Below are 13,983 nucleotides of genomic sequence, written 5' to 3'. Positions count from 1 at the left end.
CTAGGAACCAACCTAGCACCTTCAAGCTGCAATCCCGCCTTCTCATCGGATCAACGATTAGATACCTAACTACGTTGCTCGCCGACTATTTCAACAGAATCGGCCGATTACCACCCTTCCCGCCGACTGCTTCCGACCGATTCTGTTAAAAAAGTCCGTCGGCAACTTTTCCGTACTCACGAAAAAACGTATTGGGCAGGTCGGTAAGACAATCGTGGCACTCCATTAGCCATTGACTTCAATGGCGCAGCTCATTGAAGTGCATCTTCGAGAAAATGCTTGGGCAATTAATCAATTCGAGTGGTTGGAGCTCAGATTGAATATTGCTCTCTGACCTTTTCACCAGAGTCGCCCCCAAGCTGTCTCTCGCTCTGTCCAAGACCGATCAGTTCGCAGCACCTCTTCCTATACACTTTGCGATGGATGAAAGCTCATCCTTTTTGGTATTTTCGACAATGTTCCACAGCTCTATGCCGCTGGACCTCTATCTCTGTGATCATCTTGCGGCCTGTGCGCCAACCAATCCCTGGTGCTGCCGGCAAGCAGTTCAGCGATAATCGACAGCACCTCCGGGTGATGCACTAAGCCCATATGACTCACGCCATCGACCGCGATGGCATGATGGTTGGGCAAGTCACTGGGTACACAGCCTTGCCAAGCCACCACCCCATCAGACTTGGAGTAGATCGAGAATGCAGGCACGGCGGCAACCGCGTCCTCCTCTTTACTTGAGCGGCTGGCTGACGCAGCGCCAGTGTGACGTAGTTCGGCGTAGGGCGTGCCGAGTGTAATGATCTGGCGCACCCAAGCTGGATAGCGTTCCAGTAGCGCCCGTGCATACAGGCCTCCCAAGCTCCAGCCGACAAGTGTCACGGCACGACCATCGCGCGCTACTAAGCGCTGCAGCTGGATCGCCAGACGCGTAATCCAGGTTTCGAGGTCGCCATTTGGCAACTGGTTGATGCCGTGCTCCCAATCATGAACCTCATAATCGAGTTGCTGCAGGCGTGAACGCAACATGGCAGTGGCGCCCCCGGAGGCCCCGAGTCCTGGAAATACGATCACGGAGTGACCATCCCCTTTTGGCAAACGCTCGAGCGGAAGGACCTGTCCTGCAAAGAAGTCCATCATTGAGCGCACTGGTTCGAAGGCGAACAGCATCGGCGAGGAAGGTTGAATGTTAGTGATATGCATAATGCTCCATGGAAGCTCAGTTGAGCATTAAATTAAGATTGCCCATTATGCTGCGCCGCACCAGAAAAGCGTAATTTTTATTTAACCCACGGCTAGATTTTAAAGGGAACTTCTGCCGCTGCTGCATTGCACAAATATATGTTGAACCTTTGTCCAGATGGTGGTTCAGACCGTGTGTTAGCCCCTTATGCAGATAACCGCCTGTATAAAATGTTTCTTAGGAATACTTATGAACAACTTCTTCCAATCATCTTCTTCTCCTGCCGTAAAAGCACAACTCGAGGCGCAATTCGCTTTCTATGCCGATGTGTCGAAAAAAATGTTCGACAGCATACAGAAGCTGAATGAGCTCAATATCCAAGTTGGGCAAACATTGATGGAAGAAACTCTGTCAACTACCCGGCAAGTGCTGCAGGCCGATGATCGTACGGAGGCTGTATCGATTGCTGCTGGTCAGGCACAACCCGCAGCGGAGAAAGTCCGCGCCTATCGTCAGCATGTGCAAGCCATTTTCGCTGAAGCTCAGGTTGGCATAGCGCAGACCGCTGAAACGCATATTCCGAACGCTACTCGCACTGCGGAGGCAGTTGTTCAGGAAGTCGCACAAAAGGCATCCGAGCAAACTGCGAAGGTGACCCAGCGTCAGAAAGAATCGCTGGAAAAACTCACCACGCCGATTCGTGGAGCTGGTGAGCGCGTTCAGTCGTCTGGCGGTGCTACACGCCCGCAATAACGCTTCTTCGGAACGCATGCAGGCAAAGGGCCGCAGCAACTTATTGCTGCGGTTTTTTTTTAGCAGTCCAGTGGAAGAGGCGTTCTTTGCCAAGTCATGTTTTATGTTGATTTGAATAATAAAGAGCGCTTGCTATTCATGCCCGGTCAGCGCATTGGGCGTCCATCCAATGCTTCTTCTCGCCCGTCAAATATGCAGCGCCATTTCCGCTATCCAACCAGACAAGCGACTCTATTGAAAGAGCCGCAATAAGCGGCTCCCGCCACTGATAACGCGGGCTTCACCCCAAGTCCGCAACTCTCAGATATTATCCGGTCTGTCCCGCATTCTCAGCAATTTTCTACTCTCCGCGCGTTTCATTTCGTCGTAGCGACACGCTATAAGGAGCGAATGCGATCCTTTACTGTTCCAACATCGCGCACAAAGTCAGAGACTAGGAGAACCTCGAGAACAAATCCAGGCTGGATTCTGTGCAGGTCGCCGCCCTGGTCGTCGTCATACCTGTACTGGAGATTGCTGCGCTATCGTTCAGGATTGAAGCCATCGGTGAAGTCCTGTAGAAATCAGTATGGCTACTGCGCTGCCGATTGCTGTATCGATGGGCGCCTGGCGAACAGCTTTTTGCCCTATGCAAGCAAGCGAGCACGCTGTGGCTGCAAGAACAGCTTTTACCTATACCAATCGCTGCACTATCAATGAAGAGAGGGGGTCGTAAAGCTGAGTACTTTTGCAGCTTCCTGCCTAAACTCAATCACATCCAAAGGCTTGATCAGGTATTTTGAAATACCGAGTAGGTTGCTCCGATACATATCTTCGTCGGTGTTCGAAGCGCTAAGGATAAAGACAGGAATAGTGGAGAGGACGGGGTTGGTACGGATTTGTTTTAGCACTTCGAATCCATCCAGATCGGGCAATTTCAAGTCAAGCAGAATGAGAGATGGGTTGCCGGACAGCCTATTCTCATAAAGCCCATGGCAAGTTAGATACGCTATCGCTTCCATGCCATCGTGGACGACATCAATTTCTGCGGAAAATCCAGACGCTCTGAGCATTTTAAGCGTGAGATAAACTGCGATTTCGTCGTCTTCAATTAAAAGAAGGTGATTTGTCATCTTCTTAGGGTACACCTAATGACCCTCCAGTGCCGGTCATTTCTCAAGTGTTTTGGCTCTGCAAGTCAGGCTTGATATAGCAAGCGTCCGCTTCTCGCCGATTGCCGCCCTTCCCTACCGGCTGCTATCGACCGACTCTGTTGAAAGAGCCTTATTGACCTTCTGCGTTGTCGCCATAAGGTAATGGAATTCGCTCGCACTACATCCGCGCCAAGAGCGAGGACAGCCTGATTCCGCAGGGAATCGAATCAAGGATATACAGCCAGCGTCGCCATCGTTCGCCGGCGCTCCAGTACTGGTGTGCTATCCATTGCAACCGTCAGCGACCGGGCGGATTGCAAGGTTGTATCGTCAAGCAGCAGTCCGCGTTTTGTCGGGGGCCTGTTTGCCGATGCGACGCTGCGGGCTTTTTCTGCGGCGACGAATTTTTCTGTCTGCAGCACCATTTTCGATTTGTCTGCAGTGGTCATTTTCTTTAACGGCACAAGAACAGTATCAGCATCGATCGCGCAAGGCATATTGGAAAAAGTCGCCTCCCCGGATTTGGCGATGCATTGCACAACCTCCGCTTTCGCGACTCCTGCACTTGACAGAAACATGAAAAAGACGACCATGGTGTGAGTAATAAGGTGTTGCGTCATGATGTTGATCCTGGTGAACGAACCTGAAAAGTACTTCGATATGCATAACTAGCATGCATCATTGTCTGCCTCTGGTCTGTGCGTTTGCATCCCCAGAAAAATGGACGGCACATCCATTTACTTCGACACATCCTTGCCGCGGGTATGGGTCACGCCGGTGAGAATGCCGACGCCAAGCAGGATGACCGAAGCGATCAGCACATAAAGCTGGGGCACACCGGCGGTAATGAGGCCCCATGCGATGCCGCCGATGAGGATGGCGAAGCCAGCAAGATATATTAGGAAAGACATGGTTGACTCCTTGCGAACCCGGCCAGGCCGGACTCTGTGAATGTATTCGGGGGATGGATGACTTTGTCCGGAACATGCTGCCTGCATGTCGCGCCGGCATGTATTTCGATGAAGCTGAGGGCCTTATCGGCATGTCTCTTTATAACCCGCATCGCCGCGACAATCGGTGTGGTGGCGCACCCAGCATTGGAATGTGCTCGTACCGGCGACAGCCGCGAAAATGTACTTGCGTACCCTGCGGAGTCGTACGTGAAATCAGGATGGCCTATTTGCTGACCTGATTGCCGATCAGGCCGCCGACAGCCGCGCCGCCGACAGTTCCTACAGGACTGCCTCCGGTCAGCACCGCGCCACCGACTGCGCCGATTCCCGCCCCCATGGCGGTGTTGCGGTCCCGTGTGGACATGTGGCTGCAGGCGCTCATACCGAGCAGCATTACCATAGCCAGCGAAGTGGCTGCAATTGAGGTGATATTTTTCATGGATAGATTGCTTTCAAATGTTGACTGACTGCCCCCTTGCATACCGTCCGTGATGAACGAAAGCATGCGGGGACGACGAGGGATCAAAGCGAGCCGACCACCGTTTTCGTGCCGATCATCTCGACATCGACACGACGATCAGGCTGCAGGCAGGCGACAGTCCTGGCACTTTGCGCGCCTTTGCAGTCTTCCGCCTTGGTGATCGGCTGTGTTTCGCCCTTTCCTTCGGCATCGATGGTGCTGGCTTTTACATTGCGACTGACCAGGTAAGCCTTCACTGCTTGTGCGCGCCGTTCCGAAAGCTTGTGGTTGTATGCATTGCTGCCGAAGCGATCGGTGTGGCCGGTGGCGACAATGGTCTCGTAGTGTGCACCGTCGAGCTGCGTCACCAAACCGTCGAGCATTGCCCTGCCTTCAGGCTTCAGCTCGGCGAGGTCAAATGCGAACAGTGCGTCGCCGGCAAAACTGAATTTTTGCGCCAGCGGTTTGGCCATTGCCTGCTCGGGCGCCGTCGCGATCACAACAGGTGACATGACCGGGGCAGCGGCTGCGACAGGCTTGATGGAAAAGTCGCAAGGCTCGGTGGAACGGGCAGGCGTCCAGTCGCTGTCGCGCCAGCAGAGCCCGGTACCGCTCATGACGATGGAGCCGCCATGGTTATCAACCAGGTAGCCCTGGTTTTTGGTGTCGGTTGCCTGGGCCATGGCAGCGGCCGGAATCAGCGTCGCCGCTGCAAAGGCGGCAATAATCAGTTGTGTCATTGGTTTCATTTTTTTCTTTCCTGTAGATTTCGATCCGGGAAAATACCCGGAGCGCCAGACCCCGTCGTTGGGCGCAACGCCTTTCGATCCGGACCTGGGAGAGCGGGAACGGCATGAGCCCGGCCGGCTGTGAACACCGGCCGGTGCGTCGAATCAACGCTGCATGACCTTGCCGTTTGCATCGGAGAAAACGATCTCGACACGGCGATTCAGCTGGCGATTCGATATCGTGTCATTGGCAGCGACCGGATACGACTCGCCATATCCTCGTACCGAGACGCGCTCGCGTCCCACACCCAGTTCCTGCAACGCGGAGCGCACGGCCGTAGCCCTGCGCTCCGACAATTCCTGGTTATGCACGGAGGCGCCGGTACTGTCAGTAAAGCCTTCGATGAGCACGGTACGCTGCGGATTCTTCTGCAGGACATCGGCCAGTCTTTGTGCCGTACGCATGCCGTCAGGACCCAGGCGTGCCGTATCAGTACCGAACAATACGTCACCCAAGGTGATCACCATGCCGCGTTCGGTTTTTTTCGCGGCCAGATCGGCCAACTGCGCCGCCAGCTGTGTTTCGAGCAGCGCTGCGCGAGCCTGCGCTTCCTGCGTCCTGGCCTCGGCGGCCGCTGTCTCGTTCTGTGCGATCTGCGTCGCTACATTCGCCTGGTCGGCGCGCAGGGTGGCGCGGTCGGCTTCATTGGTGCGCTGATCAAGGCGCATCTGGTCACGCTCCTTGCCGGCACTTGCCACCTCGCCTTCAGCTGATTTCTTCTTTGCCATTTCCTGTGCCAATGCAATGCGTTGCTTGGCCAGGTAGGCGAGCTTGTCGATCGTTGCGGCGCTGTCACGATCGGCGGAGGCGGCATCAGCTTGCGCCAGTGCTTCACCGGCTTGCTGGATTTCCAGCGGTGCATGCTTCGCCACGTTCGGATTGGACTGCGCCATGCGGTAGTCGCTGCGAGCCTGCTCCAGAAGGCTGGTACTGCGCGGCATGGAACTGCAGGCGCCGACCAGGGTGGCGATGGCGAGCATGATGGGTAGAAGCTTGGCGTTGTTCATGGTGATTCCTTTTAAATTTCGTCGGCGCGCGGGTGCGTGCCGCTGAGTGTGACGACCGTCGCAGGTCGTTCTTATTTGCTGGCGCGGCTCAGCTCTTCACGCAGGACGCGAATATCGTCCTGCAGCGCGGCTGCAGCCAATTGCGCCTTGCTTGAATCGGCTTTCCCCTGCGCCAGTTTGGCGTCTGCCTGCGCCTGGTTCGCCAGTTCATTCGCCTGCTTGTAGTCCTTGTCCGCCATGGCTTTGTTCGCCAGGGCGAGTTTTTCACGCGCCGAATTCATGTCGACAGGTGCGTATTGCGCCCCGCCAGCGCCTGCGGCATCGGCAACCGCCGCTTTTGATACGGCAACCGAGGCGGTTGCCGGCGTCTTCATGCTGCTGCAGCCGGCGCTTAGCACCAGGGCGGCGCCGCACAAACCCATGAACCATGTTGTTGATCTGATCTTCATTTTGTTCTCCTGTGAACTGTTTCATAAAGCGGCGTGTTGCCGCGTTGAACTACGTTATAGGCGGAAATACCTGTGCCTTCCGTGCGTTGACACACATAGCGTGTCGACATACGTTCAGCGGCGTCATGGAGACAGGCCGGATGTCAGAAACACAAGCGCAATTAAACCCTGCCGAACGCGCGACCTGTGTTACCGTGCGGTAGCAAATTTCTTTCGCCTCACCGTCCACGGACGCCGCGACATCCCATCACTGGAAGCAGGAGTCCTGACATGTCCAGTACGCACGACCCGAATCAAAACCATCTTCTGGCAGCGATGCTCGACGCCGACTTCGACCGACTGGCGCCGCATCTGGAATTGGTTCCGATGTTGCTTGGCGACGTACTTCACGAGTCCGGCGGCAAGCTGCAACATGTGTATTTCCCGACCACCTCGATCGTCTCGCTGCACTATGTGCTCGAGAATGGCAGCTCGTCCGAAATCGCAGGTGTCGGTAACGAAGGCGTCCTAGGCGTCTCTCTTTTCATGGGCGGCGACACGACGCCGAGCCGCGCCGTCGTGCAAACGGGAGGTCACGGCTACCGTCTACGGAACCATATCCTGCTGGAGGAATTCAATCGCGCCGGTCCGGTGCTGCGGCTGCTGCTGCGCTATACCCAGGCGCTGATTACGCAACTGTCGCAGACCGCCGTGTGCAATCGCCATCATTCGGTGGAACAGCAGTTGTGCCGCTGGCTTTTGCTGACCGCCGATCGCGTGCCGTCGAACGAACTGACGATGACGCAGGAACTGATCGCCAACATGCTCGGCGTGCGACGAGAAGGCGTGACGGAGGCGGCGGGCAAATTGCAAGGCTACGGCTTTATTCGCTATCGCCGCGGCCACATCACCGTCGTCGACCGCGCCGGACTGGAACGCAATGTCTGCGAATGCTATGGCGTCGTCAAGAAGGAGTTCGCGCGCCTGCTTTCGGATGCGCGCCAGCGCCAGATCCGCTCTCCCGCAAGCAAGCTGGCATGACAAATGCGCCCTGCATGACGCGCATGCATCGCCAGCCTCTCTATCTACCGCAGGCTCCGTCTGACCGACGCCTGCACACCACGTCTGAGATCAATGTCTGAATATATGCGGAATATGGAAAAAACCTCGATTGACCGGTTGATGATGACCGGCTTCGGACTGACGCTGGCGGTGTTGCTGCTGGTCGGCGGTGTCGCCCTCCACTATGCGGTCCAATCCGTCGTCGCAATAAGAGTCATCCAGGGCAGCATCGTGCTGCTTCTTCTGTTTCTCGCGCTGCTATATGTGCGTATCCGGCGCATGATCCGCGTCCAGCTCGCGGCTGAAATTGTCCTGCATGAAAAACAGCAACCCTTGCTGAAAGCGGCGGCATTGCAGAACGCCATCTTCAACAGCGCCAATTTCTCCAGCATCGCCACCGACGCCGATGGGGTCATCCAGATCTTTAATGTCGGGGCCGAACGCATGCTCGGATACCAGGCGGCCGAGGTGGTCAACAAGCTGACGCCGGCCGACATCTCGGATGCGCAGGAAGTGGTCGCCCGCGCCAGGACGCTGAGCAACGAGATGGGCACCGCCATCCTGCCGGGCTTCGAGGCACTGGTGTACAAGGCCTTGCGTGGCATCGAGGATGTGTATGAACTGACCTATGTCTGCAAGGACGGCAGCCGCTTTCCCGCGATCGTGTCGGTCACCGCGCTGCGTGACGAGCAGCGCAAAGTGATCGGTTACCTGCTGATCGGCATCGACAACACGGCGCGCAAACAGGTCGAAGCGGAGCAGGCGCTCCTCGACCAGCGATTGCGCGATCAGCAGTACTACACCCGCTCGCTGATCGAATCGAATATCGATGCGCTGATGGCAACCGACCCGCGCGGCATCATCAGCGACGTCAACCAGCAGATGGAAGCGCTGACCGGCCGCACCCGCGATGAACTGATCGGCGCGCCATTTAAAAATTACTTCACCGATCCCGCACGCGCCGAGGAAGCCATCAAGCGTGTCCTGCGCGAAGGCAAAGTAACCAATTACGAGCTGACCGCCCGCGCCAGGGACGGCAAGGAAACCGTCGTCTCCTACAACGCGACAACCTTTCATGACCGCGACCGCACGCTACGGGGCGTGTTCGCTGCTGCCCGCGACGTTACCGAACGCAAGCAGATCGAACATGCGCTGCAGGAAACCAACGACGAACTCGAAACCGCGAGAACGGCGGCAGAGAAGGCCAACCTGGCCAAGTCCGAATTCCTGTCCAGCATGAGCCATGAGTTGCGCACGCCCCTGAATGCCGTACTCGGATTCGCGCAGTTGATGGCGTCCGAAACGCCGCCGCCGTCGCCCGCGCAACGACAGTCGATCGACCAGATCCTGCAAGCAGGCTGGTATCTGCTGCGCCTGATCAATGAAATACTCGACCTGGCGCTGATCGAGTCGGGAAAGGTGACGATGTCGCAGGAAGCGGTGTCGCTGGCCGAGGTCCTGCAGGACTGCCAGGCGATGATCGAGCCGCAGGCACAGAAACGCGGGATCACGATGAGTTTTCCCCGGTTCGATGGGCTTTTTTATGTCCACGCCGACCGGACTCGGGTCAAGCAGGTGATGATCAACCTGCTGGCCAACGCAATCAAGTACAACCGCGACGGCGGCAGCGTCACCGTCGATTGCGGAATGAGCGGCGAGAACCGGATACGCGTCAGCGTTACCGACACCGGCGCCGGACTGGCTCCCGACCAGGTGACGCAGCTGTTCCAGCCGTTCAACCGGCTCGGACAGGAGACGGGGGCCGAAGAAGGCACCGGCATCGGCCTCATCGTCACCAAGCAACTCGTCGAGCTGATGGGCGGCGCCATCGGCGTGGCCAGCAATGTCGGCATAGGCACTGTCTTCTGGGTCGAGCTGACCGCGACGAGCGCGCCGAAACTGGTATTCGGCGACACCGCCCGGGACGAGCGTACCGCGGTAGTGCGCGAGATGGCGTCACAGCGCACGCTGCTCTACGTCGAGGACAATCCGGCGAACCTGATCCTCGTCGAGCAACTGATCGCCCGGCGCAGCGACCTGAAGCTGCTGACGGCGATTGACGGGCATCTCGGTGTCCAGCTGGCGCGGACTTACCAGCCGGATGTGATCCTGATGGACATCAACCTGCCGGGCATCAGCGGATTCGATGCACTGGAAATTCTGCGCAAGGATCCGGCGACCGCGCACATTCCCGTCATGGCGCTGTCCGCAAATGCCGTGCCGCGCGATATTGCAAAAGGCATGGAGGCCGGGTTTTTCCGCTACCTGACAAAGCCGATCAAGGTGACGGAATTCATGGATGCGCTGGATGTCGCCCTTCAGCATGCATCGGAAACCGCCAGGACCATGAAGGAAGACAGCGCAGACCACGTAGCCGCCGAAGCGGATAAAGGCTGATTCAGCCGACTCGCGATACACCGAATATTCTCGAAAGAACGCCATGCTCGATCCATCCGAAATCCTGAACGCCAGCATCCTGATCGTCGATGACCAGGAAGCCAATGTGATGCTGCTGGAGCAGATGCTGCGCAATGCCGGCTTTACCCGTTTCACATCGACCAGCGATCCACACACGGTGTGCCCGCTGCACAAGGCGCATCGCTACGACCTGATCCTGCTGGATCTTCAGATGCCGCTGCTGGACGGTTTTCAGGTGATGGAAGGATTGAAAGGCATCGAAGAAGGCGGCTATCTGCCGGTGCTCGTCATCACCGCGCAGCCGGCGCACAAGCTGCGCGCGCTGCAAGCCGGCGCCAAGGACTTCGTGAGCAAGCCGTTCGACCTGATCGAAGTGCAGACACGGATCCGCAATATGCTGGAAGTGCGCCTTCTATACAAGAAGCTGGATGACTATAACAAGGTGCTGGAACAGACGGTGCTGGAGCGGACCGCCGAACTGCGCGACAGTGAAGCGCGGTTCAGAAACTTTACCGCACTGTCGTCGGATTGGTATTGGGAGCAGGACGCGAAGGGAAAATTCACTTTTGTATCCGGTCCGGTGTTCGACATGCTTGGGCTGGCGGCGGACGACATGCACGGCGCTACCGACGGGCTGGAGGCGGCGCGGTGGAACGCCGAGGAACGCAAGCTGCTGCACGCCAATATCGCCGCCCGCCGTCCGTTCATCAATTTCGTCTATAGCCGCAGCGGTGCCGACGGCGCGATGCAGTTCCTGCAAGTGAGCGGCGAACCCGTATTCGACTCGGCAAGCCGATTTATCGGCTACCGCGGAATCGGAATGGATATCACCGATCACATGGCACGCAAAGAATCATAAGGGCCTGGTTGTCCCCTTGACGTTCGGTCGACGCTTGTGTTCCGGCGCGGATACTTTGCGGGTAACGCTGCACAGTCCCGCCGGCAACGCCAAGCCGGCGACACTGACGGGGCCTGCGCCTGCCGGCTTACGAGGTGCGTGTGATGACGCCGGCATCGACTTTCACCTTCTCTCCAATCCGGTAACCCGGATCGGCTGCAAAGGGCACCATTTGAGTAGTGCCGTTGTTCAAACGAACCACGATCTCATAGTGCATCGTGTCGCGGACCTTGCCTTCGATCATGTTGCCGGCGTAAGCGCCGCCGACCGCGCCAGCGATCTGGGCCACCGTACGGCCGCTTCCGCCGCCCACCTGGCTGCCTAGCAAGGCGCCGACCACTCCGCCGCCTATGGTGCCGAGATAACCGCCCTCACCCTTCACCTCGACGAGGTTGACTGCCTCCACCGTACCGCAGTTGTAGCAGATGCGGGCTACCGGCACCGGCGCTGCCGGCGTCTGCAGAGGCTTGCCAAGCGTGGCGCTGGTAACTCGGTCACCCATGCGCATGTTCGCCGTCACGGTACTGTTGCGCACAATCCGGTCGCTGTTTCGGATGGTGTACGTCGTGGCGTACTGGCCGCTGCTTACTTCCGGCAGGAACACCCTGGCTTTCACGCCGTGAATGACGAGATCCACTTTCGCGCCAGGCGTACCGGCCATTGAAAACTGCAGGTCATTGCCCCCGCCGAGATCGGCGACGGGTTCGACGTTGAATCGTTCGATCTTCAATTGCGGGTTCGGCGCCGCTTTCGCGGAGTGATACCCGACACCTATTTGCAGCGATTCATTCAGAACCGTGCTGGCGACCTGGTTGCCGACTCGAAGATTTGCCGTCACCGCACTCCGGGCTGCAATCTTGTCACGGCTGCTGACAGTGTACGTACCCTCATAATGACCGGCTTCGGTTTCGACCATTGGCACATTGCGGGTTGCACCATCGATGCGCAAGGCGGCCGACCCGCCCGGCGTTCCATAAAGATCGAAGTTCAATTCGACGCCGGGCCTCATGCGCTTCACTTCGTCGACGTTGAAGCCTTCAATGCGCGGCATGCCCTGTGCCGGACCGTACTGCTGCGCAAACGCTGCCCCTGGAATGCTCAGCATAGGCACCAGTGCAGACATTGCAAGCGCACCGGCCAAGATTGTTTTCGTGGTTTTCATTATTGTTCCCTGTTTGTTGATTCGAATGGCACGGATGAGCCATTGGCACGTCATGTGCCACGAGACCGACGATACGCCTGCTGACCATGCGCGTCTGTGTGGCACCGAACATTCGCGTCGTCCGCGGGTGCGTTGTTCCATCAGTGCGCCAGCGAACGGATCGGGCACCGCAGAACACCGACAATGAAATCAAGCGGAGATGATTCGAGTTCCTCCGGCGAATCGCCCGATACCAGTCCTTCGCGGTGTGTCGCGGACAGACATGCTGCCCCGGCAATCGCGCCTGAAGGCAAAGCGTCACGCCGGCGGGCAGGTTGACGGAAGGTTCAAATGCCGTACATCACATCAAACAGGAAAGAACCACATGAACAAAAAAATCTGGGGCGGCGTCATCGGCTGGGGCGTCCTCGTGATCTGCTTCGGCATCGCTTCGCAGAATGTCGCAAGCGCATTGACGAACACCCGGGCCGGCGTCGCTTCGGGTGAGGAAATGGTCATTTTTCTGGCCGGCGGGATTGTCGCCACCCTTATCGGCATTGTTGGACTGACGGGTTCGATGTACCGCTGCGTGCGAATCACGCCACGCATACGGACCAGGGCACGCTGCTTTGATTTCTGAACGCTGCCTGATCTTCCCGTTTCCCGCGATGCGGCCGCTGCGTCGACAAGCGCGGCCTGAAGTCGGAACCGGGGCAATTGAAGAACAAATAGCGCCTCCAATGTGGTCTACCGCACCGATGCGACGTGAAGGTCCACGTAAAGTCCTGCTGTCGATGCGGCAAAACCGCGATTCGACTTGTGGATGCGAACCGGAAGGTCCCGTGCCCCTGGGTCTGTTCTATCGGCCGGGTACGCGAGGCACTCGCTTTTCGCATTTAATCCGCCAACCATGGAGACTATGATGCACTGGGATGTCATTGAAGGAAATTGGCCGGAATACAGGGACCACATCAGAGCGCAGTGGGGAAAACTGACTAACGATCAACTCGATGCGATTGCGGGAAACCGCGAACGGCTGGCAGATCGGATTCAGCAGGAGTATCGGGTCGACCGGATGGAGGCGGACATGCAAATCAGGTCGTTCCAGAAGTTTTTGAAGGAAAGCGGCGTGGTCTGATTGCCCGCCGCTCCATGAGATCTGCCGGCTCTGGCAACGACACTACCCGGCGGTTTCACAAGGAATATATGCGTTCCTGCCGCCGGAGAGACGCAGCATCAACGATTTATTTTGTATGTATGCAGTAATGTCTTTCAATCGAGACTTCGATTTCAGGACATCTTTTTCACTTACCAGGACAACTACATGAATATTTCCAAACGCTTTACCGCTGTATTATTTTCTCTCGCAATGATCGCCGTCGCCGGATGCGCTTCCACGTCGAAGACCGAAGGTACAGGCGAATATGTTGATGACACGGTCATCACCTCCAAGGTCAAAACAGCGATATTCCAGGAGCCGGTCCTGAAGTCGCGCGAGATTAACGTCGAGACATTCAAGGGTACGGTTCAGTTGAGCGGCTTCGTGTCATCGCAATCCGACATTGCCAAAGCCGTCGAGGTGACACGAGGTGTAGCGGGCGTGAAGTCGGTCAAGAACGACATGCGCATCAAATAGTTGATTTCCTGCTGCAGGCTTACAGCAGGCGCAACCTTCTGTAAGCCTGCAGCAGGCGATCTCGGCGCCAGGCCACCAGTCACCTGGTCTGCGAGCCGGGAGTAGGTCAGAGTATGCGGGTGCAAAGGATT

At 57.3% G+C, this 13,983-nt stretch carries 16 protein-coding genes; 7 read left to right on the top strand and 9 right to left on the bottom strand.

Going from position 1 to position 13,983, the window contains the following annotated elements:
• Window positions 1-468: 468 nt before the first annotated feature.
• Window positions 469-1,194 carry an alpha/beta hydrolase gene (locus VGU61_RS06800; protein ID WP_326858350.1) on the bottom strand — a complete coding sequence of 242 codons (726 nt, stop codon included), beginning with the start codon at window positions 1,192-1,194 and terminating at the stop codon, window positions 469-471.
• A gap of 229 nt (window positions 1,195-1,423) precedes the next feature.
• On the opposite strand from VGU61_RS06800, the gene VGU61_RS06795 reads away from it, so the two are divergent.
• Window positions 1,424-1,927, top strand: coding sequence for a phasin family protein (locus VGU61_RS06795; protein WP_326858349.1), 504 nt, complete (start codon window positions 1,424-1,426; stop codon window positions 1,925-1,927).
• Between the two features lie 692 nt (window positions 1,928-2,619).
• Here VGU61_RS06795 and VGU61_RS06790 read toward each other — a convergent pair.
• From VGU61_RS06790 to VGU61_RS06760, 7 genes are all read right to left on the bottom strand, one after another.
• On the bottom strand, window positions 2,620-3,039 hold the full coding sequence (locus tag VGU61_RS06790; protein WP_326858348.1) for a response regulator: 420 nt from the start codon (window positions 3,037-3,039) through the stop codon (window positions 2,620-2,622).
• A gap of 248 nt (window positions 3,040-3,287) precedes the next feature.
• Window positions 3,288-3,680, bottom strand: coding sequence for a hypothetical protein (locus tag VGU61_RS06785; RefSeq protein WP_326858347.1), 393 nt, complete (start codon window positions 3,678-3,680; stop codon window positions 3,288-3,290).
• Window positions 3,681-3,797: 117 nt separating this feature from the next.
• Window positions 3,798-3,971 (bottom strand): hypothetical protein, encoded by a 174-nt coding sequence (locus VGU61_RS06780; RefSeq protein WP_326858346.1) that lies wholly within the window; start codon window positions 3,969-3,971, stop codon window positions 3,798-3,800.
• Window positions 3,972-4,236: 265 nt separating this feature from the next.
• On the bottom strand, window positions 4,237-4,452 hold the full coding sequence (locus VGU61_RS06775) for a glycine zipper 2TM domain-containing protein (RefSeq protein ID WP_326858345.1): 216 nt from the start codon (window positions 4,450-4,452) through the stop codon (window positions 4,237-4,239).
• 83 nt (window positions 4,453-4,535) lie between these two features.
• A complete protein-coding gene (locus VGU61_RS06770) occupies window positions 4,536-5,222 on the bottom strand; it encodes an OmpA family protein (RefSeq protein WP_326858344.1) in 687 nt (228 codons plus the stop codon).
• 144 nt (window positions 5,223-5,366) lie between these two features.
• Complete coding sequence (locus VGU61_RS06765) at window positions 5,367-6,269, bottom strand: OmpA family protein (protein ID WP_326858343.1); 903 nt, start codon at window positions 6,267-6,269, stop codon at window positions 5,367-5,369.
• A 71-nt stretch (window positions 6,270-6,340) separates the two neighbouring features.
• Entirely contained in the window at window positions 6,341-6,718 is a 378-nt protein-coding gene (locus VGU61_RS06760) for a DUF4398 domain-containing protein (protein ID WP_326858342.1), read from the bottom strand.
• A 270-nt stretch (window positions 6,719-6,988) separates the two neighbouring features.
• Between VGU61_RS06760 and VGU61_RS06755 the strand changes: the two genes are divergently transcribed.
• The 3 genes from VGU61_RS06755 to VGU61_RS06745 all read left to right on the top strand — a co-directional run bounded on the left by VGU61_RS06755 (window position 6,989) and on the right by VGU61_RS06745 (window position 11,036).
• Window positions 6,989-7,738: a Crp/Fnr family transcriptional regulator gene (locus VGU61_RS06755; RefSeq protein ID WP_326858341.1), complete on the top strand. Its 750-nt coding sequence runs from the start codon at window positions 6,989-6,991 to the stop codon at window positions 7,736-7,738.
• 93 nt (window positions 7,739-7,831) lie between these two features.
• Window positions 7,832-10,156, top strand: a complete 2,325-nt coding sequence (locus VGU61_RS06750) for a PAS domain S-box protein (protein WP_414691608.1) — start codon at window positions 7,832-7,834, stop codon at window positions 10,154-10,156.
• A gap of 43 nt (window positions 10,157-10,199) precedes the next feature.
• Window positions 10,200-11,036: a response regulator gene (locus VGU61_RS06745; RefSeq protein ID WP_326858340.1), complete on the top strand. Its 837-nt coding sequence runs from the start codon at window positions 10,200-10,202 to the stop codon at window positions 11,034-11,036.
• Between the two features lie 127 nt (window positions 11,037-11,163).
• Here VGU61_RS06745 and VGU61_RS06740 read toward each other — a convergent pair whose 3' ends face one another.
• Entirely contained in the window at window positions 11,164-12,237 is a 1,074-nt protein-coding gene (locus VGU61_RS06740; RefSeq protein WP_326858339.1) for a glycine zipper 2TM domain-containing protein, read from the bottom strand.
• Between the two features lie 364 nt (window positions 12,238-12,601).
• Here VGU61_RS06740 and VGU61_RS06735 point away from each other — a divergent pair, with 364 nt between their 5' ends.
• The 3 genes from VGU61_RS06735 (at window position 12,602) to VGU61_RS06725 (ending at window position 13,852) form a co-directional block, all read left to right on the top strand.
• Window positions 12,602-12,856 (top strand): hypothetical protein, encoded by a 255-nt coding sequence (locus VGU61_RS06735; RefSeq protein WP_326858338.1) that lies wholly within the window; start codon window positions 12,602-12,604, stop codon window positions 12,854-12,856.
• Between the two features lie 282 nt (window positions 12,857-13,138).
• Window positions 13,139-13,354: a general stress protein CsbD gene (locus VGU61_RS06730; protein ID WP_326858337.1), complete on the top strand. Its 216-nt coding sequence runs from the start codon at window positions 13,139-13,141 to the stop codon at window positions 13,352-13,354.
• A gap of 186 nt (window positions 13,355-13,540) precedes the next feature.
• Window positions 13,541-13,852, top strand: a complete 312-nt coding sequence (locus VGU61_RS06725; RefSeq protein WP_326858336.1) for a BON domain-containing protein — start codon at window positions 13,541-13,543, stop codon at window positions 13,850-13,852.
• Window positions 13,853-13,983 lie beyond the last annotated feature (131 nt).

The sequence above is a fragment of the Noviherbaspirillum sp. genome, from assembly GCF_035944575.1.
Lineage (GTDB): Bacteria > Pseudomonadota > Gammaproteobacteria > Burkholderiales > Burkholderiaceae_D > Noviherbaspirillum.
The sequence above is the reverse complement of the archived record's forward strand: the minus strand, read 5'-3'. Positions and strand labels throughout refer to the sequence as shown.

What these genes read in the sequence shown, in the direction of transcription:
- VGU61_RS06780 (WP_326858346.1), bottom strand. Translation starts at nt 3,971, where the DNA reads ATGTCTTTCCTAATATATCTTGCTGGCTTCGCCATCCTCATCGGCGGC.
- VGU61_RS06740 (WP_326858339.1), bottom strand. Translation starts at nt 12,237, where the DNA reads ATGAAAACCACGAAAACAATCTTGGCCGGTGCGCTTGCAATGTCTGCA.
- VGU61_RS06795 (WP_326858349.1), top strand. Translation starts at nt 1,424, where the DNA reads ATGAACAACTTCTTCCAATCATCTTCTTCTCCTGCCGTAAAAGCACAA.
- VGU61_RS06775 (WP_326858345.1), bottom strand. Translation starts at nt 4,452, where the DNA reads ATGAAAAATATCACCTCAATTGCAGCCACTTCGCTGGCTATGGTAATG.
- VGU61_RS06800 (WP_326858350.1), bottom strand. Translation starts at nt 1,194, where the DNA reads ATGCATATCACTAACATTCAACCTTCCTCGCCGATGCTGTTCGCCTTC.
- VGU61_RS06725 (WP_326858336.1), top strand. Translation starts at nt 13,541, where the DNA reads ATGAATATTTCCAAACGCTTTACCGCTGTATTATTTTCTCTCGCAATG.
- VGU61_RS06730 (WP_326858337.1), top strand. Translation starts at nt 13,139, where the DNA reads ATGCACTGGGATGTCATTGAAGGAAATTGGCCGGAATACAGGGACCAC.
- VGU61_RS06750 (WP_414691608.1), top strand. Translation starts at nt 7,832, where the DNA reads ATGTCTGAATATATGCGGAATATGGAAAAAACCTCGATTGACCGGTTG.
- VGU61_RS06785 (WP_326858347.1), bottom strand. Translation starts at nt 3,680, where the DNA reads ATGACGCAACACCTTATTACTCACACCATGGTCGTCTTTTTCATGTTT.
- VGU61_RS06745 (WP_326858340.1), top strand. Translation starts at nt 10,200, where the DNA reads ATGCTCGATCCATCCGAAATCCTGAACGCCAGCATCCTGATCGTCGAT.
- VGU61_RS06755 (WP_326858341.1), top strand. Translation starts at nt 6,989, where the DNA reads ATGTCCAGTACGCACGACCCGAATCAAAACCATCTTCTGGCAGCGATG.
- VGU61_RS06735 (WP_326858338.1), top strand. Translation starts at nt 12,602, where the DNA reads ATGAACAAAAAAATCTGGGGCGGCGTCATCGGCTGGGGCGTCCTCGTG.
- VGU61_RS06765 (WP_326858343.1), bottom strand. Translation starts at nt 6,269, where the DNA reads ATGAACAACGCCAAGCTTCTACCCATCATGCTCGCCATCGCCACCCTG.
- VGU61_RS06770 (WP_326858344.1), bottom strand. Translation starts at nt 5,222, where the DNA reads ATGAAACCAATGACACAACTGATTATTGCCGCCTTTGCAGCGGCGACG.
- VGU61_RS06760 (WP_326858342.1), bottom strand. Translation starts at nt 6,718, where the DNA reads ATGAAGATCAGATCAACAACATGGTTCATGGGTTTGTGCGGCGCCGCC.
- VGU61_RS06790 (WP_326858348.1), bottom strand. Translation starts at nt 3,039, where the DNA reads ATGACAAATCACCTTCTTTTAATTGAAGACGACGAAATCGCAGTTTAT.